The sequence below is a fragment of the Streptomyces kanamyceticus genome (genome assembly GCF_008704495.1).
Taxonomy (GTDB): domain Bacteria; phylum Actinomycetota; class Actinomycetes; order Streptomycetales; family Streptomycetaceae; genus Streptomyces; species Streptomyces kanamyceticus.
In genome coordinates this window covers 7098901-7124573 of the sequence record NZ_CP023699.1, presented here as the reverse complement: position 1 = coordinate 7124573, position 25673 = coordinate 7098901, and the positions used below count along the sequence as shown (strand labels likewise).

Sequence of the window (25673 nt, the reverse complement as noted above, 5' to 3'; positions counted from 1 at the left end):
GGGACTCCTCACGGGAACGGGTGCGGGTGCGGGTTGATGTCGGCGGGGGTCAACGGGCGCTCGGTGTAGCCCAGTTCGTAGGGCACGTTCAGGAGCCGCGGGATGCCGTCGACGCGGCGGTTGCGGTGGCCGAAGGTCATCGGGAGCGTGCCGGGCACCATCACCTTGACGCAGGCGAAGCCGCCCGCGCGGTGCTCGGGGGTCGTCTGGTCGACCACGATCACGTCGAGGCCCCGGTCCGCGTAGCGGCGGACCAGCTCGGCCAGGTCGTCGCGCAGGTCGGTGTGTTCGGGCCACTTCCAGGCCGCTTCGAAGTCGCTGAACGGCTGGGCGGGGCGCTCGCCGAGAAGGAAGTCGAAGCGGTCGAACGCGTCCTGGTGGCTGTAGAGCACCGAGTGGTCGCCCATGATCTTGACCAGCGATGGATCGCGCACCATCGCGGCCGCGCGCTCGCGCTCGTCGGCGTCGTAGATCTTGGCGTGCTCAAGGAGGTGCGCCATCTCGTGCAGGACGTTGACGACGGCCTTCTCCGCGGTGAGCCCGGACCCTCCGGCGCAGAGCGCCTTCGGCCTGCCCGGGTCGTCGAGGGCGTCGAGGCCGACCGCCCAGAAGCACGGCACGCCCTGTTCCAGGGTGGCGGAGTAGAGCTGGATCTCGTATCCGGTCCGCTGGCGCAGGTGCTCGACGAGCATCGGGATGCGGCGGTCGCGCGCCGAGCCCGGGTCGACGCGGGGAATGGGCATGCGGCCGTACCAGGTCATCAAGAAGGCGTCCCGCTCGGCGACTTCGAGGAGGCCGCACAGGATCGCCTCCTCCAGGCAGCCGCCGAGCGCGCAGCCGTTGGATATCTCGTAGACGAAGCGCGGCTCCTCGTGGCTGTGCGCCGCGTAGTACGCGTACCGCTCGGGCACCAGGACCGGCTCGCCGCGGCCGAAGGAGTACCCCCAGACCCAGGGCATCACCAGATCGTCGTCGTAGCGCACGTAGGGGAAGCCGGGCAGGTCGTGGCGCTCGTCCGGGTAGAGCCCGAACTCGCGCGGGTCGACGGCCTGTCGGCCCAGTGCGCGGCGGCTCGCGGTGACGGCGGTGCGGCGCCCGCGCGGCTGCTCGCCGCCGAAGCGCTCAAGGGCCTCCAGGACGGCGGTGATCCGCGACGAGCGGTAGTCGAGGGTGCGGCCCCAGCCGTGCTGGGAGCTGTTGCCGCGCAGCGAGCTCAGGGGGGCGACGGCGCGGGGCAGCGGTCCCGTCCGTTCGTCGTCGACGGACGGCACGACGCCCGCGGCGCCGTCCACGTAGAGGTCGTACAGCTCGTCCGCGCGGGCGAGGACGTCCTGCGTGCGGAACACGTCGGGGGCCCGCTTGGGCCTGGCGGCGGGCTCGACCACGGCGTCATCGGGGGCGTCGTCCGGCAGGCCGCCGCACACCTCGCACGGCGCGTAGGGGAGATAGCGGTGCGAGCCGACCGCGAGGGACGCGAGGTCCACGCTCAGGAACCGGTCGCCGGGCCTGCGGCCCTCGAACTCCCTTTCAGGACGCGGCGGTTCGCCCGCGAGGGTCCTGGTCAGCAGGTCGACGGCGAGCTCGGCGGCCACGGCCGCGGCGGCCCTGGTGCGCAGCGCCGACGGCCGCTCGGTCAGCGCCGAACCGTGCCGCTCGCGCAGCGCCTCGTACTCCCGCGCCTTGTCGCGGGCGAGCCTGCGCCGCCAGTCGGCGCAGTCCGGGCAGCCGCCGTCGGGCGTCCCCGCGAGCGGCCCGACCCGCACGGCGTCGGCGGCCGCGGTAACGGGCAGCCAGGGGATCCCGGCGAGCGCGGCCGCCTCGCGGACCCGGGCGACGGGGTCGGCGCGGGGGGCGTCGCCGACGACGAGGACCGCGGCGCAGCCGTCCAAAACGGTGGCGGCGCTGTCCGGGCGTACGACGTCGAAGACGCGCGCGGCGACCGCGGCGACCGCGTCGTCCAGGAGGCCCCCGTCGCCGACCAGGGCGACCGTGGGGCGGGGCGGCGTGTGCTCAGCCATCGAGCAGCACCACCTTGAGCAGGTGCGGGAGTACGCCGGTGACGGCGGCGGCGCCGTCCAGCGGGACGGCCACCGGCTCCTTGCCCCGCGCGCGCAGGGCTTCGACCAGGGGTCCGTAGCGCCCTTCGCCCGGTTCACGGGCGCCGGTCCGCAGGCGCACCGCGGGCGACGGGGCGTACTGGGGCTGGTCCGCGGCGGCCGCCTGGTGGCTCAGGAGCAGCTGTCCGAGCGCCGACTCGACGGCTTCGTCGGCGGTGAACCCCGCGCCGTGGGCGACGAGTTCGGCGTCCAGGGCGACCGTGCGGACGAACGCGCCGTCGAGCGCGTCCACCGCGTACGCGCGCAGTTCGCCGCCGGTCGCGGCGAGCAGTCCGTGGAACCGCTGTGCGGTTTCGGTGAGTTGAAGGTCCGCGAGGTCCAGCGGGCGCGCCGAATCCGGCACGGCGCCGACCGGGAGGCCGTGCTGGACGTGGTCGAGCAGGCCCTGTTCCACGGCGTCGGCCCAGGTGACCCCGGCGGCGACGCCGACGGCGGCCGACTCGCCCGGGACCGGCACCGGCCGGGCCGTTCCGTCGGCGAGGGCGACGCCTCGCGCGTCCCCGGGTGCGGTGGCCCGCGCCGCGTACGACGCGAGGCCGTGCCGCAGGGCGGCGTCCCTGGCCGCGTCGAAGTCCGTGCCCGCGCCCCAGACGTCGAAGGGCTCGCCCGGACGTCCCGGATCCTCGACGGCGAGCCGTACGACGCGCAGCGGGAACTGGTCGAGGTGCTCCTCGGTCACCGGCGCGAGCACACCGAGCCGGGCGTCGGTCACGGCGACGACCCGTTCGGCGAGCTCTTCCGCGTCAACTGCCTTATCCGACACGGGAGTTGTGGAATTAGAAGCTGACGCCACGGCAGCGGGATGCGGGGACAAAGCATGCGTGACCGTCTGCAGGGTCTCCAGGTCGAGGTGGACGACCCGGCCCGAGACCGTGGTGTCCGCCGCGTCGTCGGCGACCCCCGTGACGTACTCGAAGGCACGGAACGCCAGGTGGTTGGCGATGATGCCGGGCACGGGCCCGGTGAGGAAGCGGCCCTCGGGGGCGGGGGCGTCACCAGTGCCCACCCGTCGCCACAGGCTCTCCCAGCGCGCCGCTCCCGCCACCCGCTCCGGTGCGCACACCGGGCCGATCCACGCCTCGTCGCCGACGACCGTGGCCGTGATCAGCATCGTCCCGGCGGCCCCGCACGCCTCATCGAGTGCCGCGAGCAGGGCCGGTCGCGCGGAGTCCGTCACGGCGAGCAGGACGTCGGCGGCCGCGGCGGCGCGGGCGAGCCCGGTGCGGTCCGTGCCGTCTAGGGGCTCGGTCGTGAGGCGCTGACCCGGGTCGCGGTCCCCCGCCGAGGCGGCGAGCGCTTCGAGCCTGGCTCGGTCCCCGGGTTCGTCCGTCACGGGCCGTGCCGTCACCCGGGCCGCGCCCGAGAGCAGGACCGCCTCGACGAGCGCGGTGAACACCGTGCCCGCGCCGACCACGCACACCCTGCTCTCGCGGTAGCGCTGGAAGCGGCGGGCGGGCGAGGTGCGGAACGCCTCGATGAACGCGATCTGCGAGGCGTACGCCGACACGGCCTCCTCGGAGAGCGTGTGCGGCTCGTCCGCGCCCACGTCGCGGACGAGTCCGGCCTCGTGCAGCGCGCCGACGAGCCGCTCGACCATCTGGCGCTTGGCGGGCGGCAGTCCCGATGTGAGGTCGCCGACGCTGTGGCCGCCGTTCAGATGGGGGGAGAGCTTCTCCAGCCAGGTGTAGGTGGAGGCCCCTTGGAAGGTGACGACGTCGCTGCCGTTGGTCAGCAGGACACCGTCGCCCTCGGGGGTCGGGGTGAAGAACACTCCGGCCCTCATCCGGGGGCACAAGGCCGCGACATCGCTGTGCATGGTGGCTCGCTCCTCTTCTCAGTGATCGTGATCGTGCCAGCGGGCGGTGCCGCGGTCGTCCGTCCCTGGACTGCTTTCTCGGGTCCGCCCGCCGGACGGAGTTCCGGCCCCGGCTCCGACCTGAGTGGGGGTTCCGGTCTCCTCTGAGGTCAGGAGGTCCGCGCGTGCCGACGGGTCAGGTCGGCCAGGACGGGCACGAGATCGGCCGGTCCCGGCAGCGCCGCGAGTTCCTGGCGCAGCACGGCCGCGCCGTTGTGGAACAGGGGCTCCGACACGAGCCTGCCCAGCGCCTCGCGCAGCGCGTCCGGGCTGAACTCGGCCGGTTCCAGGGTGAGTCCGGCGTACCGCTCGGTGGTGTAGCGGGCGACGGCGCGCTCGCCCCAGTACGACGTCGGCACGATCAGCTGGGGCACGCCGAGCGCGGCGGCGGCGGAGAACGTGCCCGAGCCGCCGTGGTGGACGACGGCCGCGCACTCCGGCAGGAGCTGGCTGAGCGGCAGGCTGTCGACGACCCGTACGTGGTCGGGGACCGCCACGCCCGCCGTCTGGTCGGGGGTGAGCGCGGCGACCAGTTCGACACCGAGGCCCTCGGTGGCGGCGAGGACGTCGGAGACCGGCACGCCGCTCCCCCGGAACAGCCGTCGGCCCCCGCCACCGTCCCCGAGCGTCAGGCAGACCCGCGGCCGCGAGGGGCGCGCGTGCAGCCAGTCGGGCACCACCGCGCCGCCGTCGTACGGGATCCAGCGCATGCTCTCGTAGCGCAGGTCGGCGGGGACGGAGGGGCGCAGTCCCGGCGGCATCGGGTCGATGGTCCACTGGCCGAGGAGCAACTCCTCCTCGTACGGCAGGCCGTACGGCTCGAGAAGCTGCTGCATGACCTCTTCGAGCGGCTCGGGCCATGCGGTGCCCGCGTGCTCCGCGCGGTAGCGCACCGAGCGCCCGCGGAGCCAGGCGACGGTGTCCTGTCCCCACAGGAGCCGGGCGTGCGCGGCGCCGCTGATCCTGGCCGCGACGGCGGCGGGCAGACAGAACGGGTCCCACAGGACGAGGTCGGGCCGCCAGCGCACCGCCGTCCCCGCGAGGTCTTCGAGGAGCGGGCGGAGCCGGGCGAAGAGGCGGGTCAGCCCGAACCACTTCTCGCCCCAGTCCGGGCAGTCCTGCGGGTCGGCGGCGAGGTCCCCCGTGAGGCCGCCGAGGAGGGCGGGGTCAGCGCTGTACGCCACGAGCTGGTCGAGCTCGTCGCCCCGGCCGAGCGGCACCGCGGCGAGTCCGGCCTCCGTGACGGGGCGCGTCATGTCGGGGTGGGTGACGACGCGCACCTCGTGGCCCGCGTTCCGCAGCGCCCAGGCGAGCGGGATGACGGGGAAGGTGTGCGTGGTGGCGGGGAAGACGACGAACAGGACACGCATGGACGCGCTCCTCTCTGGGCCGGTCGGCCCCTGGATCGTGGGGCGGGGTGCCCGTCCGCTGGCCGGACCGCCGCGGGCAGCGGCCGTCGGTCATCGTGCGCCCGCCGGGTCCAGGGCGTCGGCCGTACGCCCGGTGCCCGTTCCTCGGTGCCGCGCCCGGTACCAGTCGATGGTCTCCGCGAGGCCCCGCGCGAAGGGGACGCGGGGGCGGTAGCCGAGGCCGCGGAGCTTGCCGTCGTCCACGCAGTAGCGGCGGTCGTGGGCCTTGCGGTCCTCGACGCGGCGCACCGCGCTCCAGTCGGCGCCGCACGCGTCGAGGAGCATGCCGGTGAGCGCGCGGTTGGTGAGCTGGGTGCCGCCGCCGACGTTGTAGACCTCGCCGGGCGCGCCGCGCTCGATGACCAGGCGGATCGCCCGGCAGTGGTCGCTGACGTGCAGCCAGTCGCGGATGTTCCCGCCGTCCCCGTACAGCGGCACGGACCCGCCGTCGAGCAGCGTCGTCACGAAGTGCGGGATGAGCTTCTCCGGGTGCTGGCGCGAGCCGTAGTTGTTGCTGCACCGGGTGATGCGGACGTCGAGGCCGTGGGTGCGGGCGTAGGAGAGGGCCAGCAGGTCCGCGGACGCCTTGGACGCGGCGTACGGCGAGTTCGGGTCGGGCGGCGACTGCTCGGTCCAGGCGCCCTGGTCGATCGAGCCGTACACCTCGTCGGTGGACACGTGCAGGAAGGTGCCCGCCCCCGCGGCGCGCGCCGCCTCCAGGAGGGTGTGGGTGCCCAGGACGTTGGAGCGCACGAACGCCCCGGAGTCGGCGATCGACCGGTCGACGTGGGTCTCCGCGGCGAAGTTGACGATCACCGTGCCGGGCCCGATCAGGCGGGCCACGAGCGCGGCGTCGGTGATGTCGCCGTGCACGAACCGCAGCCGGGGGTCGTCGTCGAACGCGCCGATGCGGGCCCGGTCGCCCGCGTAGGTCAGCGCGTCGAGGACGGTCACCTCGGTGTCGGCGGGCGATCCCGGGCCGAGCAGGTCGTGGACGAAGTGCGAGCCGATGAATCCGGCGGCGCCGGTGACGAGGTAGCGAACGGTCATGACGTGATGTGCACCTTGCTGTGATCGCCCAGCATGAAGCGGTGGGCTGCGGGGCGGCGTGGGGCGGGCGCGACTTCGACGTGGCAGCCGATGAGCGAGGCGTCGATGCGGCGCACCCCGGTGATCGAGGAGTGGCCGAGGACGATGGAGAACTCGATCTCGCTGTCCTCGATGCGGCAGTTCTCCGCGATGGAGGTCGAGGGCCCCACATAGGAGTTGACGACGGACGTCCCCGCGCCGATCAGGGCGGGCCCGACGATGCGCGAGCCGCGCACCTCGGCGCCGGGACCGATCCGTACCCGGCCGATGAGTTCGCTGTCGGCGCTCACCACGCCCTCGACGCACGGCTGAAGTTGTTCGAGGACCTGCCGGTTGGCCTCCAGCATGTCCGCGGCGCTCCCGGTGTCCTTCCAGTAGCCGCTGATCATCGCGGGGCGGACGTCCCTGCCCTCGTCGATCAGCCACTGGATGGCGTCGGTGATCTCCAGCTCGCCGCGCGCTGAGGGCGCGATGGCGCGTACGGCGCGGTGGATGAGAGGCGTGAAGAGATAGACGCCGACGACGGCGAGATCGCTCCTGGGCCGCTCCGGCTTCTCCTCCAGGCCGGTGACCCGGCCCGTCTCCGAGAGCGTCACGACGCCGTACGCGCTGGGGTCGGCCACCCGGGTCAGCAGGATCTGCGCGTCGGGCCGCTCGGCGCGGAAGCCGTCCACGAGCGAGGTGATGCCACCGAGGATGAAGTTGTCCCCGAGGTACATCAGGAAGTCGTCGTCGCCGAGGAAGTCCCTGGCGATCAGCACCGCGTGCGCGAGGCCGAGCGGGCTCTCCTGCGGCAGGTACGTCACGTCGAGGCCGAAGGCGGAGCCGTCGCCGACGGCCCGTTCGATCTCCGCGGCGGTGTCGCCGACGACGATGCCGACCTCCTTGATCCCGGCGTCCGCGATGGCTTCGAGGCCGTAGTGGAGCACGGGTTTGTTGGCGATGGGCACCAGCTGTTTGGCGGAGGTGTGGGTGATGGGCCGCAGCCGCGTTCCCGCGCCTCCCGCCAGGACGAGCGCTTTCACGATGCTCCTTCCGTTTCCGTACGGCCGGGCGCGGTGTGCGCGACGGGCAGGTGGCGTTCCACGAGGTCCGCCGCCCGTACCGGCCCCCCGGCGGCGCGGATCTGCCCGCGCATGGCGCGGGCGCGCTCCTGCGCCACCGGGTCGCCGAGCAGCCGGGCGACCGCGTCGCGCAGTACGGCGGGTTCGAGCGCGTCACGGTGCAGCGGGACGCCGATGCCCAGCTCCGCGAGCCGGTCCGCGTTGGCCCGCTGCTCCCCCATCTGCGGCACGGTGACCATGGGGACGGCGCTGCTCAGCGCCTCCAGGACGCTGCCCATTCCGGCGTGCGTGACGAACGCGTCGGCGTGCCGCAGGACCGCCTGCTGGGGCAGGTGGGCGTGCGCCTCGATGTGCGCCGGGAGCGGGCCGAGCCCGGCCGGGTCCTGCTCGCCTACGGCCATGACGACATGCCAGTCGGTGTCGCGCAGCGCCTCCACGCAGGCACGGAAGAAGCCGGGCCTGCCCCTCTGCACGGTGCCGAGCGACACCAGGACGACGGGGCGCCCGTCGCCGGGCGGTGTCCAGTCGCCGTCGAGGGTGCGGGGCGCGGCGCAGGGGCCGACGAAGTGGTGGCTCGCGTCGAAGGTGTCGCCCGCGGGCTGGAGGGCGCGCGGCACGAACACCAGCGTGGTGGTGCGCGGCCCGTTCCCTCCCCCGAAGAAGTCCTGCGCCGCGCCCACCGCGTCGAGCTCCTCGAACAGCGTGCCCATCTCCCTGAAGACGGCGGCGAGTTCGGGGTCCGCCGGGTCGAACGCGGCGTATCCCGCCGAGGCCAGCGACCAGTGCTCGTTGACGGCGAGCGTCGGCACGCAGCGGATCGCGGGCACGCCGAGCGCGTCGGCGACGACCCGTCCCGCCCAGCCGAGCACCCCGTCGTAGAGCATCAGATCGGGCGGGTCCGCGCGGAACGCGTCGAGCAGCCGGGGCACGATCGCGCGGGTCTCGCGGGTCAGCCCGCGCAGGTTGTGGACGTAGTCGACGGTGGTGAGCCGGTCCGGGTCCGCGGTCGCGGCGAGCATGGCCCGGGGGTCGCTGAGCGTGGTGTCGTACGGCAGCAGGCGGGCGCCCGCGCGCTCGATCTCCGCCCCGTACGCGGCGGGCACGGCGTAGCTCACCCGGTGGCCACGGGCGACGAGTTCGGCCACCAGGCCCTGCGTGACGTTGACGTGCCCGAAGCCGGGGACGTTGAAGAAGCCGATGTGTGCCATGACGTGCTCCGTTCAGTACCGCGGGGCGTGGAAGGCGCTCATCGGGTTCCACTCGGCGACCAGGCGGAGCGGCGCGCGTACGCTCCGGAGGTGAGGCGCACCGGCAGCGTGAGCAGCCCCCGCATGTCGCCGACGGGCCGCCAGTGCTGCGGCTGGTCCCGCTCGGCCAGGGCGAGGCCGGGGTACCGGTCGAGCAGCGCGCCCAGCGCCGTACGCACCTGGAGCCTGGCCAGCGGGGCGCCCAGACAGAAGTGGATGCCGTGGCCGAACGACAAGTGCGGTGCTCGCTCCCTCGTGACGTCGAGCCGCCCAGGATCCGGGCAGACGGCCGGGTCGCGGTTGGCGGCGGCCAGCGACACGCTGACGATGGCACCGGCCGGGATGACGGCGCCCGCCACCTCGACGTCCTCGCGGGCCACGCGCAGTGTCGTACGCGCCAACGAGGTCTCGTAGCGCAGGAGTTCCTCGACGGCGCCCGGCAGCAGCCCCGGCTCGGCGCGCAGCCGGGCGAGCTGGCCGGGGTGGCGCAGCAGGGCGTCGACCGCGTTGCCGAGCATGCCGGTGGTCGTCTCGTGCCCGGCCACCAGCAACAGCACGAGCAGGCTGACGAGTTCCTCGTCGGAGAGCCGCTCCTCCTGGTGGTGCGCCGCGATCAGCGCGCTCAGCAGATCGGGCTGCTCCTCCGGCGGTACGTCCATGCGTACGCCGGGCCGCCGCGCGGCGACCAGCGAGGCGAACCAGCGGCCGAGCCGCCGGGTCCGCTCCCCGGGACCGCCGCCCGCCGCCCCCGAAACGGTGAGCATCCGCGTGGCCCAGCCGATCAGGGCGGCCCTGCTGCGGTGCGGCACACCGACGAGTTCGCTGATCACGAGGACGGGGAGGGGGAAGGCGAGGGTCGCCATGAGGTCGACGGGCTCGGACTCCTTGCCGTGTACGGGGAGTTGGTCGATCTCGTCGAGGAGCTGATGGGTGATCTCCTCGACGCGGGGTTCCAGTTCGGCGACGCGGCGCGGCGTGAACGCACCGGAGACGAGCGCGCGGAGCCGGGTGTGGTCCGGCGGATCGCTGTTGACCAGGGGCAGGAAGAAGCTACCGGGCCCCTGGTCCGGATAGCCCGCCTCGCTCAGGGCACGCGCCGCGAGCCGGGGCTCCTTGGAGAACCGCGCGTCGAGCAGCACGGTCTTGGCATCGGCATACCGGGTGACCAGCCAGTACTCGAGCCCGTGCGGGTTGCGCACCAGCTGGGGCCCGGGGCCGCCTCCGCGTACTCCCTCGTAGTAGCCGTGCTGGTCGGCGAAGAAGGCGGGGTGGTCGATCGGGGCGGGGGCGGTCATGACCGGGCTCCGGTCCCGGCTTCGGTCATGGCTTCGGCTTCGGCTCCGGTCCCGGCTTCGGCTTCGACTTCGGCTTTGGTCCCGACTCCGGCTCCGGCTTCGGCTCCGGTCCCGACTTCGGTCCTGGCTTCGGCTCCGGCTTCGGCTCCGGTCCCGACTTCGGTCCTGGCTTCGGCTCCGGTCCCGACTTCGGTCCTGGCTTCGGCTCCGGCTTCGGCTCCGGCCCCGGCCCCGACTCCGGCTCCGGTCCCGACTCCGGCTTCGACTTCGGCTTTGGTCCCGGCTCCGGCTCCGGCTTCGGCTCCGGTCCCGACTTCGGTCCTGGCTTCGGCTCCGGCTTCGGCTCCGGCCCCGACTTCGGTCCTGGCTTCGGCTTCGGTCCCGGTCCCGGCTTCGGTCCCGGCTCCGGTCCCGGCTCCGGTCCCGGCTCCGGCTCCGGCTCCGGCTCCGGCTCCGGTCCCGGCTCCGGCTCCGGCTCCGGCTCCGGCTCCGGCTTCGGTCCCGGTCCCGGCTTCGGTCCCGGCTTCGGTCCCGGCTCCGGCTTCGACTTCGGCCCCGGCTTCGGCTCCGGCTCCGGCTTCGATCCCGACTCCGGCTCCGACCCCGGCTCCGGCTTCGGTCCCGGTCCCGGCTCCGACTCCGGCTTCGGCTCCGGCTTCGGTCCGGGCTTCGGCAGAGGCCGTAGCCCCTTCGCCCCCGACGGGCTCGGCAGCGAGCAGCGACTCGATCACGTCCACCGCCGCGCCCGCGCCGCCCGACCGCTCGATGTGCCCCCGCATGACCCCGGCCCGCTCCGCGAACCCCGCATCACCCATCACCGACTCCGCCGCGGCCCGCAGCGAACCGGCCGACACCTCGTTCCGATGCAACAACACCCCCGCACCCAACTCCACCACCCGGTCCGCGTTCGCCCGCTGCTCCGCCATCTGCGGCACCGCCACCATCGGCACACCGAACGAAAGCGCCTCCATCACGCTCCCCATCCCCGCATGCGTCACGAACAGATCCGCCTCACGCAGCACTTGGAGCTGGGGCACGTGGCGCCGTACCTCCACATGCGCGGGCACCCCCACCAGGCCCGCCACATCCACCTGGTCGCCCACTGCCATCACCACGTCCCACTCCGCGTCCGCGAACGCGTCCACGCACCGCTGGTAGAAGGAGAGGTCCCCGTTGTGGATGGTCCCCAACGAGACGAGCACGAGGGGGCGTTGAACGTCCTGACGGCCCGCGCGGTGCCAGCCGCCCTCGGACGCGCGTCGGGCGAGGCAGGGGCCCACGAAGTGGAAGTCGTCGCCGAAGGTCTCGGCCCGGTACTGGAACGCGCGGGGCACGAACACCAGCGCCGGACCCTTGTCGCTGCCCGCCATCAGTTCCTGCGGCCGCATCCGGACGCCGACGCGGGCGAGCAGTTTGCCGATGCCCCGGTAGATCCGCACGATCTCGGGGTCCGCCACGTCGACGTCCGTGTGCCGCTCCGCCAGCGACCACTCCTCACCCGCGGCGAACGTCGTCCGGTACGGCAGGGCGGGAATGCCGCGGCGCGCGGCGACGAGCCTGGCGCCCCAGCCCGACGGGTCGTCGTACACGATCAGATCGGGGCGGTCCTCGGCGCAGAACCGGTCCAACGGACCGAGGACGGCGAGGGTTTCACGCAGCAGGTCGTGCAACACCCTGACCAGGTCGCCGCTGCCGAAGCGCTCCGCGCGGTCGGCGGGGTCGTCCTTGGCGGGGAGCCCGTCCATCGTCGACTCGTACGGGACGAGGCGCGCGCCCGCCTCCTCGACGGCCCCGACGAACCGCTCCGTCACGGCGAAGCTGACGCGGTGGCCGCGCGCGACCAGTTCCTCGACGACCCCGAGGGTGGGGTTCACGTGCCCGCTGCCGGGCAGCGAGAAGAAGGCTATGTGCGCCCCGCGTTCTCCACTCATCGCCCGACTCCGGCCCGCACGGTCTCAGCTCCGGCTCCGGCCTGCGCGGCCTCGGGAGCAGCCGCTTCACGAGACCCGCGCTCCGCGCCGAGCAGCGACTCGATCACATCGGCCGCCTCGCCCGCGCCGCCCGAGCGCTCGATGTGCCCCCGCATGACCCCGGCCCGCTCCGCGAACCCCGCATCACCCATCACCGACTCCGCCGCGGCCCGCAGCGAATCGGCCGACACCTCGTTCCGATGCAACAGCACCCCCGCACCCAACTCCACCACCCGGTCGGCATTCGCCCGCTGCTCCGCCATCTGCGGCACCGCCACCATCGGCACACCGAACGAAAGCGCCTCCATCACGCTCCCCATCCCCGCATGCGTCACGAACAGATCCGCCTCACGCAGCACCCGCAGCAGCGGCACATGCCGCCGCACCTCCACATGCGAAGGCACCCCCACCAGACGGTCCACGTCCACCTGACCGCCCACCGCCATCACCACGTCCCACTCCGCGTCCGCGAACGCGTCCACACAGCCCTGGAAGAACGCCACGTCGTCGTTGTGGATCGTCCCCAACGACACCATGACCAGGGGCCGTTCACCGTCTCCACGCCGCCGCTGCCAGTCACCGTCGAGCTTCCGCTCGTTCCAGCCGGGCCCCACGAAGTGGAAGTCGTCGGCGAACGTCTCGGCCCGGTACTGGAACTCCTTGGGTATGTACACCAGCGCGGGCCCACGGTCGTTGGAGGCGAAGAAGTCCTGCGAGGAGATGCCCGCGCCGAGGTGCTCCAGCATCAGGCCGATGTCGCGGTACACCTCGTTGAGCCCGGCGTGCTCGCCGTCGAACGACGCGTACTCGCCGTCGCTCGCCAGGGACCAGTGCTCGTTCGTCGCGAGCGTCGGGATGCTGCGCAGCGAGGGGATGCCCCAGCTCTCCGCGAGCAGCCGCCCGGTCCAGCCGGACAGGCCGTCGTAGACCAGGAGGTCGGGACGGTCGTCGGCGAAGGCGCGGTCGAGGGCCGGATGCAGCGCCTCGGTCTCCCGCAGCAGACCGCGCAGCACCTGGACGAAGTCGCCCGTCGTGAAGCGGTCGTTGTCCTCCAGCTTGGTCATGGTGGCCCGGAAGCGCTTCATCGTCGTCTCGTACGGCACCAGCGTGGCGCCCGCCTTCGCGACCTCGGCGCCCTGGCTCGCCGTCACGGCATAGCTGACGCGGTGCCCTCGCGCCACGAGTTCCTCGACGATTCCCACGGTCGGATTGACATGACCGGCCCCTGGAATGTTGAAGAAGGCGATATGGGACATCGTTCCACCTGCTATCTCAGGACGGACAGTACTCGCACGCACACTTGCGGGGAATTCAGAACCGCACCGTAGCAAAGGAATTATCGGTACTGGTAGGCGGTTCGACCACTCGCGTACGCCATGTTCCATTCCCCACCCAGGGGTTGAGCCCCCCGCCTCCCACCTGAGTAGGAGATCCGGCCGCGACTCCCACCGGAACGGGGTCCCAGAAACCAGGTGAGCGGCTGAAGAATTCACCATTCGGCGCGGACATCATGAGGTCGGCCGCTCGCCTCCCGCGGCGGCCCCGGAGAGCTGTCCCGCTCCCCGGTCTTCGCATTGCACAGTGAAGGAGACAGTCGTGCCGATCGCTGACCTGCTCGCCGATGACCTGCTCGACGTGGACGCCCTGACCGAGGACGAGCTCCTCAAGGACGACACGGACAACAACGAGGCGCAGGCCATCCTCTGCTCCTGCTGCTGCTCGTGGTGCGGCTGCTGACGCAGGTCCACTCGCGTGTGCCGCCCGGGTCCCCCCGGGCGGCATTCGCCCCTCCCCTCCCACGATCCGGAGTACGCCATGCCACGTGAAGAAGACTGGGGAATGCCTGGTACCCAGGCGCCTCCGACCGGAATTGAGAGACTCCTTCTCGTCGGCACCGGATCTTCCAATGCGAGTTTCCTGCCGCTCTGGGTGAACTGGTTTCAGGTGAGTTACCCGAAGACCGAATTGCGGATTGTTCTCACCCGGTCCGCACAGCGCTTCGTCACGCGCGAAGGACTTTCCGTACTCACCAATCGCGTCGTGTTCGAGGACGCCTGGTCCGAGGAACCGCAGGCGCGGAAACTCCATGTGGAACTGGCGAACTGGCCCGACGCCGTCGCGGTGTATCCCGCCGGAATGCACTTCATCGCGCGCCTCGCCCTCGGCCTCGCCGACACCCCGGCGGTGATGGCCCTGCAGTGCACCGAGGCGCCCATCGCGCTCGCGGCCGCGCTGCCGCCGGGCGGCTGGGAGAGCGCCGCGATGCGCGGCCACCGCGCCGCGCTGGCCGAACGCCCCAACGTCACGGTCGTCCCGCCCGTCACCGGCCTGAGCATGACCACCGGCAAGCGCGACGGCAACCAGCCGGTGCCGCTGCCGCGACTCATCGGGAGCCTGGAGGAGTTGCGGGTGCGGATGGGGAAGGCGGGGGACGGGGGGACGGGGACGCATGCGGGTGGCGTCGGTGCCGCCAGAGCCACCACGCAAACGCACGCCAGTGCCACCCGTGCCGCCACGGAAACACACGCCAGTACCGCCGGAGCCACCACGCAAACGCACGCCAGTGCCACCCGTGCCACCGCAGAGACACACGCCAGTACCGCCGGAGCCACCACGCAAACGCACGCCAGTGCCACCCGTGCCGCCACGGAAACACACGCCAGTGCTGCCGGAGCCTCCGCGGAAACGCACGCCGGTACCGCCAGAGCCACCACGCAAACGCACGCCGGTACCGCCAGAGCCACCACGCAAACGCACGCCAGTGCCACCCGTGCCGCCGCAGAGACATACGCCGGTACCGCCAGAGCCGCCGATGCCGCCGCAGCGTCCGAGATCAGCGGTCCCACCGACCCTTCCAACCCCACCCACCCCACTGGCCCCGCCACCCCCCTGAAGAGCAGTGGCCGGGCCTAGCCGCGCGCCGCACGTAGCGGTCTGCACCGCCGCCGCGCACAGCCACATCAGCCCGCTCCTGGGCGTGGTGGCGGAGTTGGTGCGCCGCGGGCACCGGGTCAGCTACGTGACCACGGAGGAGTTCGCCCCGCTGGTGCGCTCCGCCGGGGCAACGCCCGTCCTCTTCCGCTCCTCGCTGCCCACCGACCCCGCCGACTGGCCGCGCGAGGTGCACCGCCTCCCCCTCCTCTACCTCGACGACGCCCGCGCCACGCTCCCCGCCCTCGCCCGGAGCTTCGAGGGGGACCGGCCCGACCTCGTCCTCACCGAGGACCCGGCGGGCGCGGGCAGCGTGCTCGCCGCGAAGTGGCGCATCCCCGTGACGCAGGTGTGGACGTACACGGCGTCGCCCACGCACTGGTCGCTCGCCGAACCGGGCACGCCCGGCGCCAACCCGGTGGCCGCGGAGTTCCTCGCCGTGCTCGACGCGTTCCTCACCGAGCACGGCGTGCGCGGGGGCGCGCGCGCCCATCTGTCCGCCCGGCTCGCGGGCGGCCTCGTCCTGACACCGAGGCTGTTCCAGCCGGGCGGCGCCGAACTGGGCCCGGAGTTCACCTTCGCGGGCCCAGCACTAGCCCCCGCGAAGGATGCCTGGACGCCTCCCCCTCCGGACGGCCGCCCGCTAGCCCTGGTCACGCTCGGCTCCATCGACACCGCCCACCCCGAGTTCTTCAAGACCGTGGCCGAGGGGTTCGCAGGTACGGACTGGCGGGTGGTGCTCGCCGTCGGCGACCGGATCGACCCGGCGGAACTCGGACCGCTGCCGGACGGCGTGACGGCGTACGCCTGGGTCCCGCAACGATCCGTGCTCGACCACGCGTCCCTGGCCGTCCACCACGGCGGGATGGCGACGGTCATGGAGTGCCTCCACCACGGGGTGACGTCCCTGATCGTGCCCCGCCTCCGCGAACAGGCGGGCAACGCAAGGCGGTTGATGGAGCTCGGCCTCGGCGGCGCGCTCCCGCTGCGCGCGGTAACCCCCGACGCCGTGCGCAGCGCGGTGCTGCGGCTGCACTCGGACGCGGGCGTGCGTGCCCGCGTCGGCGCGGTGCGCGAGGAGATCCGGGGCTTCGGCGGAGCGGAAGCCGCGGCCGACGCGGTGGAACACCGGCTCGCGGCATCATGAAGGCAGACGTCACGAAGACGGAAGTGACCAACACCGACACCAACAACAACACCAACACCGACATGGGCGTGGAAGTGCTCGGCGGCGGCTTCGTCGCCCGGCAGGCGGCCCGGTACTTCGGCGCAAGGACCGACGCCCCGGCCGCGACGCTGGTGGCGGCCGGGGTGTCGGACACCGCGGAGACCTCGCCGGAACGCTTCGGCCGCGAGGAGCGGCTGATCCGGCGTACGGCGCAGCGGTGCCGCGAACACGACAGGATCCTGGTGTTCCTGTCCTCCGCCGCGGGCGGTCTGTACGGCAGGGAGGGCGAGGGCCGCGAGGACGGCACGCCCGCGCCGGTCTCCGCGTACGGCAGGCACAAGCTCGCGATGGAGCGGGTCGTCGCCGACTCCGGTGCCCGCTGGCTGACGCTGCGGCTGAGCCATCTCGTCGGCACCCAGCAGAACGCCAGGCAGCTGCTGCCCTCGCTGGTGCGCCAGATCAGGTCGGGCGAGGTCGCCGTGCACCGCGGCGCGTCCCGCGACCTCCTCGACGTACGCCATTTCCTCGTCGTACTCGACCGGTTGCTCGCGCTCGGCGTACACGGCCGCGTCGTCAACGTGGCGTCCGGCACCGCCGTACCCGCCGAACGCCTGGTGGCCGGGGTCGAGGAACGGCTCGGCCGCACGGCACGCCGACGCTTCCACGACGTACCGCCCGAGACGCTGCGGATCTCCAACCGCCAGATGTGCGAACTCGTCCCCGAGGCAAGGGAGTTCGGCCTGGGCCCCGACTACCCCGACGAACTCCTCGACCGCTATGTGCGCGGCGGCGAGCCAAGCGAAGGTGGGGAAGCATGACGCTCCCACCCACCCAGCGCCCACCCGCCCTGCGCCCACGCGGGGACGCTCGCCTCGCCGACCGCCTGGCCCTCTCGGTCCTCGCCCGCGAGGGCTCCGGCCCCAGCTCCGACGTGCGTACGGCGCAGGTGCCCGACCTGCTGGCCGCGCGGGCCAGCACCGGCGGCTACGTCGTGGACCGGGTCCCGCTGGACGCCCTGTCCGGCTGGTCGTTCACGCCCGGCACGGGGAACCTCGCACACGACAGCGGCCGCTTCTTCTCCGTGGAGGGGCTGCGCGCCGAGGTCGGCGGGTCGGAGCCGCACGGCTGGCAGCAGCCGATCATCCACCAGCCCGAGGTGGGCATCCTGGGTCTGCTCGCCCGGGAGTTCGACGGCGTACTGCACTTCCTGATGCAGGCGAAGATGGAGCCGGGCAACGCGGGCCTGGTGCAGCTCTCCCCGACGGTCCAGGCCACCCGGAGCAACTACACCAAGGTGCACCGGGGCCGCGACGTCGCCTACCTCGACCACTTCGTCGGCCCCGCGCGCGGCCGCGTCCTCACCGACGTGCTCCAGTCGGAACACGGCTCGTGGTTCTTCCACAAGACCAACCGCAACATGGTCGTCGAGACGGACCGGGACGTCCCGGTCCGCGACGGATACCTGTGGCTCACCCTGGGCCAGCTCGGCGAACTCCTGCGCCAGGACGACGTCGTGAACATGGACTCCCGTTCCGTGCTGGCCTGCCTCCCGTTCGCCCCGGATTCGACGTCGGCCCTGCACTCCGACACGGAGGTCAGGTCCTGGTTCGCCGAGGAACGGTCCCTGCGCGACGTACGGGCGGAACTGACCCCGCTGTCCTCGGTCACCGGCTGGCACCGCGACCGCTGGTCCATCGCCCACGAACAGGGCCGGTACTTCGAGGTGGTGGGCGTCTCCGTATGCGCGCAGGGCCGCGAGGTCCCGCAGTGGACCCAGCCCCTGTTCCACCCGCTCGGCACGGGCGTCACGGCCTTCGTCACCCGGCGGTTCGGCGGCGTACGCCACGTCCTGGCCCGCGCCCGCAGGGAGGGCGGCTTCCTCGACACGGTGGAACTGGGCCCCACGGTCCAGTGCACCCCCGCCAACCACGCACATCTGCCGGCGGACCGGCAGCCCCCGTTCCTGACGGCCGTCCTGGCGGCCCGGGGGTCCGCCGTCCTGTTCGGCACGGTGCTCTCCGAGGAGGGCGGCAGGTTCCTGCGCGCCCGCAGCCGCTATCTGATCGTGGAGGCGGACGAGTCCACGGCCCCCACGACACCACCGCCGGGCTTCGTCTGGCTCACCCCCGGCCAGCTGAACTCCCTGACCCAACACGGCCATTACGTGAACGTGCAGGCCCGCTCCCTGCTGGCCTCGCTCCTGACGACGGAGGCCCCTCACTCGCCCGCGTAACATCACAGAACCCTCACGATCCCCATAAGCCGGGCGAAAGGCGCGAACCTCATGGGCGAACTCCTCGCAGGACTCTTCCGCGTCACCTTGGAGGCCCTCGCCTACCTGGCCCCCATCGGCCCCGTCCAGAACCGCCTCAGAAAACGCCGCCTCACCCGCCTGGCCCAGGGCGGGGATGTCCGCGTCCCGGTGGACCTCAAGGACGCGGAACTCACGGAGAACACCTGGGAGAACGGCCACCTACTCCTGAGCGGCAAACCCCCCGAGCCCTCCACACCCGCCACCCCCGCCTTCTGGCAACCCCGCAAGGGCAACCGCAACGCCGTCCCCTTCACCTCCCCCACCCTGGAGATGACCTCGGCCGACAGCGCGACGGTAGCTTTCCGCTCCCGCTCGGGCCGCACGGAACTCCGCGTACACGCGGACGAGGCCCCGGCGGTACTCAAGGCACTCGGAGCGGATGGAGCGGACGGGGCGGACGGGTCCTAAAGCAGCACGATCAGCGCCCGTCGCGCCGATGCCGGTCATGCCGCCACAGCACCCGCACCATCTGCCCCACGGCCGCCGCGAGAGCCAGCACCCCGGCGGTCACCTTGAGCCCCCTGTCGACACCCGACGGCACGTCCCAGAAGAGGGTGGGGAACAGAACGAGCCCGACCACGGCGACCGCGAGGAACGCGGCGCTGAGCAGGGCGAACATGATCTCGACGGTCATCGCGTCCTTTTCCCAGCGTGACTCGCGGCCCATGTCCATGAAACGAGTCTCGCACGGAGGCGCCGCTTCACATCCAGGAGGCGAGGGCGTGAGCGGCAGACGAGTCGGGCTGTACGCCGGGTTCTGTCGCCCGGGCGCCTCGCGGCGGCCGGGGAGACGGCCATCCATCTAGGGTCGGCATTGCTGCCGACCTCGTGCGGTCTACCCGCGGACTCGGGCGGGCAGCCCTCGAACGTCCGCGCAGAAGCGTCCTTCTCGCGAAGAGGCGCTTCCTCTTGACCTTGCTCCAGGTGGGGTTTACCTAGCCGCCTGAGTCACCTCAGGCGCTGGTGGTCTCTTACACCACCGTTTCACCCTTACCGGGGGCCGAAGCCCTCGGCGGTCTGTTTTCTGTGGCACTGTCCCGCGGGTCACCCCGGGTGGCTGTTAGCCACCACCTTGCCCTGTGGAGCCCGGACGTTCCTCGGGAAGGGCCCCCGAGGGGGTCTTCACGCGGCCGTCCGCCCGGCTCGTCTGCCGTGCCGACCATGGTACCCGCCGTACGCCGGGTGCCTGCGCCGTGGCCAGGAAGGATCCGGCGATGATCAGCGCGAAGGCGGCCACGACGTCGGCGGTCAGGGGCTCGGAGAGGAAGGTGACGCCCGCCGCCACCGCCACGGCCGGATTGACGTAGGTGAAGACCATCGCCCTCGTGGGGCCCGCCTCGCGGATCAGTTCGAGGAAGAGGACGAAGGCCAGGGCCGTGCAGATGACGCCGAGGACGGCGAGGGCGGCGAGGGTCGGCCCTTCGGGCACCGTCCCGGGCCAGGAGGCCGCCGCCGCGGGGGCGTAGACCAGCGCCGCCAGGGCCAGGCAGGGGGCGACCAGTTGGAGCGTGGGGACCTCGCGCAGGTGGCGAGCGGCGATCAGCGGGGCGATCGCGTAGCCCAGCGCGGTCAGCATCACCTCCGTGAGGGACCAGGCGTCGCCGCCCGTCAGCTGGGGTGCCGTCAGGACGGCGACGCCCGCGAGGCCGAGGCCGAGGCCGGTGAGGCGGCGCGCGCCGAGCCGTTCGGTGTCGCCGAAGAAGCGGGCGAGCAGCGCGCCGATGATCGGGACCGCGGCGATGAGGAGTCCCGCCGTGGAGCTGGAGAGGTGGCGCTCGGCGTCGGTCAGGGTCCACCACGGCCCGAGGATCTCCACGCAGGCGAAGGCGAGCATGGGCCGCCAGTGCGTCTTCAGTACGCGGGGCAGTCCCCCTTGTCGTACGGCGAAGGGGAGCAGGATGGCCGCGCCGAGCGCGCAGCGCGTGAAGACCACGGTCGACGGTGTCAGGCCGCTGTCGACCGCCACCTTGATCATGAAGTACGGGATGCCCCACAGGACACCCATGAGCGAGAACAGGAACCAGCCACGTGCCGTCATGGAGGCAGTTTCGGCCGCGTCAACGCCGGGAGTCTTGAACGCTGTTGCGGTACGCGGCGGGCGTGACGCCGAGTACGCGGCGGAACCAGCGCGTGAGGTGCGCCTGGTCGGCGAAGCCCACGAGCGCGGCGGCCTGCGCGGGGCTGCGGCCCGCCTCCAGGTGGGCGCGGGCCCGTGTCACGCGGTACTGCGCGAGCCAGGCGTAGGGCGGCAGGCCCGTAGACGTACGGAACGCGCGCAGGAGTTGGTAGCGGGACAGGCCGAGAGGGGCCGCGAGCTCGGCGAGGGACGGCGGGGCGAGGAGCTCGTCGGCCAGGCTCCTGCGGACGGCGCGGGCGATGCGGTCGGCGCCGGGGACGCGGTCGCGGCCCGGGAGGGCGGTGCCGTGCCTGCGGGCGAGCGCGGTGAGCAGCCACGGGAGGCGCGACTCGGCCTCCAACGGGTCGACGCCCACGCTCAGTTCGGTGTGCGCGGCACGCAGGGCGGCGGCCAGTTCGGGGTCGTTCACCACCGGGTCGCGGAAGTACGGCGGGGTCACGGTGCCCTCGGAGAGCAGGTGCGTCGCCGGGTACACGGCGCGGTAGGCGTACCCCTCGCCCGCGCCGGGGCGACCGGTGTGCACCTCGCCCGGGGCGAGTACGACGATGGAGCCGGGCCCCAGGTGCAGTGTGCCGCCCCGGTAGTCGATGACCTCGTGGCCGCCGACGCAGATGCCGACGCTGAACTCCTCGTGGCAGTGCGGGGCGTAGCGGTGCCGGTCGAACCGGGCGGTCAGCAGGTCGAGGGCGGGGCCGCCGGGGCCGAGGGGGGTACGGGTCCATACGGCGTGCTCGCGGGGGCGTGGGCGCCGTCCAGCCGCTCCGGCCGGTTCAGCCGGTTCAGCCGGTTCAGCCGGTTCGGCCGCCCCGGCCGTTTCCGACCCCAGCCCCCGGATTGCCCCTCCACCACCCACGCCGACCCCCACCCCACGCCCCCGGTATCCCCTGGCCCGCCGCTCACCCCGTCAGCGGTCCAACGCGCGCGTGCCCCTCTTCCATGCCGCTCCGAGGTCCGCGCCCTCGGGAAAGCGGCCGTGGATCTCCAGGATGACCATGCCGTGCGCGAACGCCCAGGCGGCCCTGGCCAGGTCGGCGTCGCCGTCGCAGGCCCGCACGAGGGGGGCCGCGGCACGGTTCTCCAGGCCCGGTGGCAGGGCGTGGCGCGGGAGTGGGCGTTCGGTGGCCAGGCGGTAGAGGTGGGGGTGGGCCAGGGCGTACGCGCGGTACGCGTCGGTCAGGGCGTCGAGCGAGCCCGACGCAGCGGCCTCCGCCTCCTCGCAGGCCCGCGCCGACTCGTCGAGCAGCTGCGCGATCAGCTCGACCTCCACCGCGGACTTGTCGGGGAAGTGCTTGTAGAGCGATGGCGCCTTGATGCCGAGCCGGTCGGCGAGTGAGCGCATCGTGAGCTTCTCGGCGCCGGACTCCTCCAGGAGTTCGCGGGCGGCGCCGACGATCTCCCTGGCACGGGGGGTGAGGTGCGCCCCCCACGTCGGGAGATCGTCGGTCCGGTGCTTGTCAGCCACGCTGGAACCCTTCCTTCGTACGGAGTCCATAGCCGAAGGCGCGATCGTACGAGATGTGGGCGAGCCAGCCGCACAGGGCGGCGAAGGCCGGGGCCCAGACGACGGGCGAGAAGGGGTAGAGCGCGATGAGCGCGACGGGGACCAGGGCCCGGTGGGCCGTGTTGTAGTACGGGACCGCGCGGGGCGGGAGCTGGCCGCGGGCCATCTTGGGCGCGTCGCGCAGGCCCACCAGGAACGTCAGGTCGGGGGCGATGAAGAAGAGTCCGGCGAGCAGCCCCGCGAGCCAGCCGTGGTTGACGCCTTCGAGCACCGCGAAGGCCGACCAGAAGAGAGCGTTGGCGAGCCAGGCGGCGCGGCGGACGAGGGTCCACTTCGCGGTCTTGCCGAGGGCGGGGCCGGAGACAGGGGCGGGAGTGGGAGCGGGGGTCAGCGTGCTCATCAGGTCCTCCTCGGAAATGGGCGGCTAACTGCGTTAGCCAGACATTATGGCTAACGCAGTTAGCCGTCAAGGCTCCGGCCGTCGTGGAAATCGCCGGGCGGCCCCCCACCGACCCCCGCCGGTCGCCACCGGTCGCGTCGCCTTGACCTTGCCGCAGCGTCAACGTTTCTACTGGGCCCATGCGGATCGGAGAGCTCGCCGGCCTCGTCGGCGTCACCACGCGTGCCATCAGGCACTACCACCACCTGGGCCTGCTGCCCGAGCCCGAACGGCGGTCCAACGGCTACCGCGAGTACGGGCTGCGGCACGCCGTCGCCCTGGCCCGCGTCCGGCGGCTCACCGAGCTCGGCCTCGGGCTCACCGAGGTACGGGACGTGCTCGCGGACGACGCGGGCCGCGACCTCGCCGAGGTCCTCGCCGAACTGGACGCGGACCTCGCACGGCAGGAGGACGCGATCCGGGAGCGCAGGAAACGGCTGCGCCCGCTCCTCGACGACGCGGAGCACGGGCGCCTCTCGCCCGAAGGGCCCGTCTCCCCCGAACTGGCCGCCTTCTTCGGCGAGATGGCACACGCGACGGCGGAGCGCACCCGCCCGGAGTCCGTGATGGCCGCCAAGGACCGTGAGTTCCTCGCCCTGTTCGACACCACCGCCTCGCCGGAGGACCGCGCCGCCTTCCTCACCGCGCTGCGCCCCGCCCTCAGTACGCCGGGGGCCGTCGAGCGGGCCCACGCGGTGTACGAGCGGCTCGACGCCCTCGCCGACGCCGACCTCGCGGACCCCCGCACCCAGGCCGCCGTGGACGAGGCGGCGCGCACGCTCGTCGACGCCCTGCCCGACTCGCTCCTGACGCATCTCGGCAGCGAGGGCGCACAGGCCTTCGCCGAGGGCCGCCCGGTCCGCGACGACGGGTTCCTCGAAGCCTTCCTCGCGGACTTCGCGCCCGCGCAGGCCGCGGCCGTGCAGCGCGCGATGGGACTGCTCGCCCGGCGCGCGTCGGACCGGTCCGACGAAGGACGAGAGGGGACCCGATGAACAGGCTGATGAACAGGCTGATGAACAGGCTCACGACACTCCTACCGACGCCCGCGCGGCGACTCGTCGGACACGAGCTGCGCGTCCTGGTCAGCCTCGCGATGTGGGTGACCCGACGGCGGCACGGCATGCGCGACGGCGCGGGCGACCTCGCCTTCGGGCACGCCCGCGGCCAGGCGGCGATCATGTACGGGCTGACGTTCGTCTGTGTCGTCGAGGCGTTCGGGATGGCCGTGCTGCTCCGGAACTGGCCGACCGCCCACGCCGTGATGCTGGTGATCGACATCTACAGCGTGACCCTGATGCTCGGCATCCACGCCGCGTCGGTGACCCGGCCGCACGTCCTGTCGCCCGACGCGCTGCGGGTGCGCCAGGGCGCCCACCATGACCTGCGGATACCCCTCGCGCGGATCGCGGCGGTGCGCGCCGAGCGGCTGTTCACGCACGAGCCCGCGGACGGGGTGCTCGACCTGCCCGTCGCCTCGACGACGTCACTCACCCTGGAGCTCGCCGGGCCCGTCACCGCCGTCGGCTTCCTCGGGAAGCGCCGCGAGGTGACGACGGTACGACTGCACGCCGACGAGCCCGACCAGCTCATCGCCGCGCTGCGGGAGCGGCTCGCCGCCCTCCCCGACCTCGGTCGCCCTCACGCGGGCGCGAACTGAACCGTCGCCGTTCCGGGGTCCGCCTGGGTGAGTCGGACCCGCAGCCGCTCCCCCAGCGGCAGCTTCGCCGCGCCGCCCTCGATCCGGGCCACCACCGCGGGATCGGTCAACTGCACCGTACCGACGGCCGGTTCGCCCTCCTTGACGTCCACCACCACCGCGTCGAAGATCTCGCCGACCCGCTCCTTGAGCAGCGCGGCCTCGACGATGTCCACGCACGCGCGCTCCACGGTGTTGCCGCGCCGGGTGCCGTCGGCCATCTCCTTGGGCAGCGCGTCGAGCGCGCCGAGCACCCACTGCGGGACGCCCGCGCCCGCGCAGGCCGCGACGCAGAGCTCGGAGGCGTAGCGGTCGACGAGGCGGCGCAGCGGTGCGGTGCAGTGGGCGTAGGGGGCGGCGACCGCGGCGTGCGTGGTGAGTTCGGGGACCGCGCCGCCGGAGAACACCGTGTAGCCCGCGCCGCGCAGCAGCGTCGTGCACTCCTGGAGGAAGGCGGCGTGGTGCGGCTTGCGCGGGTCGAGCGAGCGTACGAGCTCCGCGTACGGCACGTGGTGCGGCCAGTCGATGCGGAGCGCCTCCGCGGTGCGGCGCAGTCGGCCGACCGCGCCGTCCGGGGCGGTCGGCAGGGTCCGCAGGACGCCCGTCCCCGAGCCGATCATGATCTCGGCGGCGGCCATGCCGGTGAGCAGGGAGATCTGGGCGTTCCAGCCGTCGGCGGGGAGTGGTGCGCGGAAGGCGAGTTCGTACCTTCCCGACCGCTCGACGATCTCCTGCTCGGGCACGTTCAGGGAGATGCCGCCCCGGTCGACCTCCAGTTGCTCGCGCAGCTTCCCGATGTCCCGCAGCAGGGCGAGGGGCTCTTCCGCCGTGCCGTCGTCGATGGCCTTCTGCACCCCGTCGTAGTCGAGCTTGGCCCGGCTGCGTACGAGGGCGCGGCGCACGTCGGTCCGCTCGGCGCGACCGTCCGCGTCCAGGTCGATCGTCCACAGGACGGCGGGGCAGGTCTGCCCCGGGAGCAGGCTCGCGGCGCCCTCGCTCAGCGCGGTGGGGTGCAGGGGGATCTTCTCGTCGGGGAAATAGAGGGTGGTGACGCGCCGGTGCGCCTCGGCGTCGAGCGGGCCGGTGGGGGTGACGTACGCGGCGACGTCGGCGATCGCGTACCGCACACGGAACCCGCCGCCGCCTCCGTCGCGGCGTGCCAGGTGCATGGCCTGGTCGAGGTCGACGGAGGTGGGCGGGTCGATGGTGAACAGGGGGATGTCGGTGGCGTCGTGCTCGGGAAGCCGGGGCTCGGCGGCGGCCCGCTCCGCTTCCGCGAGCACATCGGCGGGGAACGCTTCGGGCACGTCCAACTTCATCCGCAGATCACGCAGCGCGACCCGCAACGGGGCCTCCGCCGCGCCGGTCACGTGGAGGTGGCGCCGGGGCATGCATTGAGCGTAGGGCGGGGTGGGCGGCTTGGCACCTGGTGGGGCTT

General features: G+C 73.0%; 22 protein-coding genes, 1 other RNA gene and 1 pseudogene. 8 read left to right on the top strand and 16 right to left on the bottom strand.

Annotated elements, in window-relative coordinates:
* Positions 1 to 8 precede the first annotated feature (8 nt).
* From CP970_RS30805 to CP970_RS30760, 9 genes are all read right to left on the bottom strand, one after another.
* Positions 9 to 2018: a TOMM precursor leader peptide-binding protein gene (locus CP970_RS30805; protein ID WP_055550599.1), complete on the bottom strand. Its 2010-nt coding sequence runs from the start codon at positions 2016 to 2018 to the stop codon at positions 9 to 11.
* Positions 2011 to 3933 (bottom strand): hypothetical protein, encoded by a 1923-nt coding sequence (locus CP970_RS30800; protein WP_150494221.1) that lies wholly within the window; start codon positions 3931 to 3933, stop codon positions 2011 to 2013. Before CP970_RS30800 ends, CP970_RS30805 begins: the two co-directional genes overlap by 8 nt.
* A 149-nt stretch (positions 3934 to 4082) precedes the next feature.
* Complete coding sequence (locus CP970_RS30795) at positions 4083 to 5342, bottom strand: nucleotide disphospho-sugar-binding domain-containing protein (RefSeq protein WP_055550595.1); 1260 nt, start codon at positions 5340 to 5342, stop codon at positions 4083 to 4085.
* 90 nt (positions 5343 to 5432) lie between these two features.
* Positions 5433 to 6431: a dTDP-glucose 4,6-dehydratase gene (rfbB, locus tag CP970_RS30790; RefSeq protein ID WP_055550593.1), complete on the bottom strand. Its 999-nt coding sequence runs from the start codon at positions 6429 to 6431 to the stop codon at positions 5433 to 5435.
* Complete coding sequence (locus CP970_RS30785) at positions 6428 to 7495, bottom strand: glucose-1-phosphate thymidylyltransferase (RefSeq protein WP_055550591.1); 1068 nt, start codon at positions 7493 to 7495, stop codon at positions 6428 to 6430. Before CP970_RS30785 ends, rfbB begins: the two co-directional genes overlap by 4 nt.
* On the bottom strand, positions 7492 to 8742 hold the full coding sequence (locus CP970_RS30780; protein ID WP_055550589.1) for a macrolide family glycosyltransferase: 1251 nt from the start codon (positions 8740 to 8742) through the stop codon (positions 7492 to 7494). Before CP970_RS30780 ends, CP970_RS30785 begins: the two co-directional genes overlap by 4 nt.
* 38 nt (positions 8743 to 8780) lie before the next feature.
* Positions 8781 to 10076 carry a cytochrome P450 family protein gene (locus tag CP970_RS30775; protein ID WP_055550587.1) on the bottom strand — a complete coding sequence of 432 codons (1296 nt, stop codon included), beginning with the start codon at positions 10074 to 10076 and terminating at the stop codon, positions 8781 to 8783.
* Positions 10073 to 12007 (bottom strand): macrolide family glycosyltransferase, encoded by a 1935-nt coding sequence (locus CP970_RS45580; protein ID WP_055550585.1) that lies wholly within the window; start codon positions 12005 to 12007, stop codon positions 10073 to 10075. The genes CP970_RS30775 and CP970_RS45580 overlap by 4 nt, the downstream gene beginning before the upstream one ends.
* Entirely contained in the window at positions 12004 to 13302 is a 1299-nt protein-coding gene (locus CP970_RS30760) for a macrolide family glycosyltransferase (RefSeq protein WP_079043710.1), read from the bottom strand. The genes CP970_RS45580 and CP970_RS30760 overlap by 4 nt, the downstream gene beginning before the upstream one ends.
* 340 nt (positions 13303 to 13642) lie before the next feature.
* Between CP970_RS30760 and CP970_RS44390 the strand changes: the two genes are divergently transcribed.
* From CP970_RS44390 to CP970_RS30735, 6 genes are all read left to right on the top strand, one after another.
* Positions 13643 to 13783, top strand: a complete 141-nt coding sequence (locus CP970_RS44390) for a hypothetical protein (protein WP_157877745.1) — start codon at positions 13643 to 13645, stop codon at positions 13781 to 13783.
* A 102-nt stretch (positions 13784 to 13885) separates the two neighbouring features.
* Positions 13886 to 14959, top strand: a complete 1074-nt coding sequence (locus tag CP970_RS45130) for a flavoprotein (RefSeq protein ID WP_224058839.1) — start codon at positions 13886 to 13888, stop codon at positions 14957 to 14959.
* The gene (locus CP970_RS30750; RefSeq protein WP_055557071.1) at positions 14946 to 16124 is read left to right on the top strand and encodes a macrolide family glycosyltransferase; all 1179 of its coding nucleotides are present in this window, start codon (positions 14946 to 14948) and stop codon (positions 16122 to 16124) included. Before CP970_RS45130 ends, CP970_RS30750 begins: the two co-directional genes overlap by 14 nt.
* Positions 16121 to 16963 (top strand): NAD-dependent epimerase/dehydratase family protein, encoded by an 843-nt coding sequence (locus CP970_RS30745; RefSeq protein ID WP_079044098.1) that lies wholly within the window; start codon positions 16121 to 16123, stop codon positions 16961 to 16963. Before CP970_RS30750 ends, CP970_RS30745 begins: the two co-directional genes overlap by 4 nt.
* Positions 16960 to 18378, top strand: coding sequence for an NDP-hexose 2,3-dehydratase family protein (locus CP970_RS30740; RefSeq protein WP_150494219.1), 1419 nt, complete (start codon positions 16960 to 16962; stop codon positions 18376 to 18378). Before CP970_RS30745 ends, CP970_RS30740 begins: the two co-directional genes overlap by 4 nt.
* 51 nt (positions 18379 to 18429) lie before the next feature.
* On the top strand, positions 18430 to 18867 hold the full coding sequence (locus CP970_RS30735; protein WP_150494217.1) for a hypothetical protein: 438 nt from the start codon (positions 18430 to 18432) through the stop codon (positions 18865 to 18867).
* A gap of 10 nt (positions 18868 to 18877) precedes the next feature.
* Here the strand turns inward: CP970_RS30735 and CP970_RS30730 are convergent, their stop codons facing one another.
* The 6 genes and pseudogenes from CP970_RS30730 to CP970_RS30700 all read right to left on the bottom strand — a co-directional run bounded on the left by CP970_RS30730 (position 18878) and on the right by CP970_RS30700 (position 22497).
* Complete coding sequence (locus tag CP970_RS30730; protein WP_055556961.1) at positions 18878 to 19132, bottom strand: DUF6332 family protein; 255 nt, start codon at positions 19130 to 19132, stop codon at positions 18878 to 18880.
* Between the two features lie 57 nt (positions 19133 to 19189).
* An RNA gene (gene rnpB / locus CP970_RS30725) (RNase P RNA component class A) lies at positions 19190 to 19605 on the bottom strand.
* Between the two features lie 109 nt (positions 19606 to 19714).
* Positions 19715 to 20497: pseudogene (locus CP970_RS46035) on the bottom strand (DMT family transporter); the annotation flags it as partial.
* 19 nt (positions 20498 to 20516) lie between these two features.
* Positions 20517 to 21275 carry an AraC family transcriptional regulator gene (locus CP970_RS30710; RefSeq protein WP_079044085.1) on the bottom strand — a complete coding sequence of 253 codons (759 nt, stop codon included), beginning with the start codon at positions 21273 to 21275 and terminating at the stop codon, positions 20517 to 20519.
* Between the two features lie 225 nt (positions 21276 to 21500).
* The gene (locus tag CP970_RS30705) at positions 21501 to 22058 is read right to left on the bottom strand and encodes a TetR/AcrR family transcriptional regulator (RefSeq protein ID WP_055557050.1); all 558 of its coding nucleotides are present in this window, start codon (positions 22056 to 22058) and stop codon (positions 21501 to 21503) included.
* Positions 22051 to 22497: a DUF4260 family protein gene (locus tag CP970_RS30700; RefSeq protein ID WP_079044095.1), complete on the bottom strand. Its 447-nt coding sequence runs from the start codon at positions 22495 to 22497 to the stop codon at positions 22051 to 22053. Before CP970_RS30700 ends, CP970_RS30705 begins: the two co-directional genes overlap by 8 nt.
* Positions 22498 to 22676: 179 nt before the next feature.
* Here CP970_RS30700 and CP970_RS30695 point away from each other — a divergent pair, with 179 nt between their 5' ends.
* A complete protein-coding gene (locus tag CP970_RS30695; protein ID WP_055557044.1) occupies positions 22677 to 23531 on the top strand; it encodes a MerR family transcriptional regulator in 855 nt (284 codons plus the stop codon).
* Positions 23528 to 24196, top strand: coding sequence for a hypothetical protein (locus CP970_RS30690; RefSeq protein WP_224058837.1), 669 nt, complete (start codon positions 23528 to 23530; stop codon positions 24194 to 24196). The genes CP970_RS30695 and CP970_RS30690 overlap by 4 nt, the downstream gene beginning before the upstream one ends.
* On the opposite strand, the gene CP970_RS30685 is transcribed toward CP970_RS30690, so the two are convergent.
* Positions 24178 to 25626, bottom strand: a complete 1449-nt coding sequence (locus CP970_RS30685; RefSeq protein WP_055557042.1) for an RNB domain-containing ribonuclease — start codon at positions 25624 to 25626, stop codon at positions 24178 to 24180. The genes CP970_RS30690 and CP970_RS30685 overlap by 19 nt on opposite strands.
* Between the last annotated feature and the right edge of the window lie 47 nt (positions 25627 to 25673).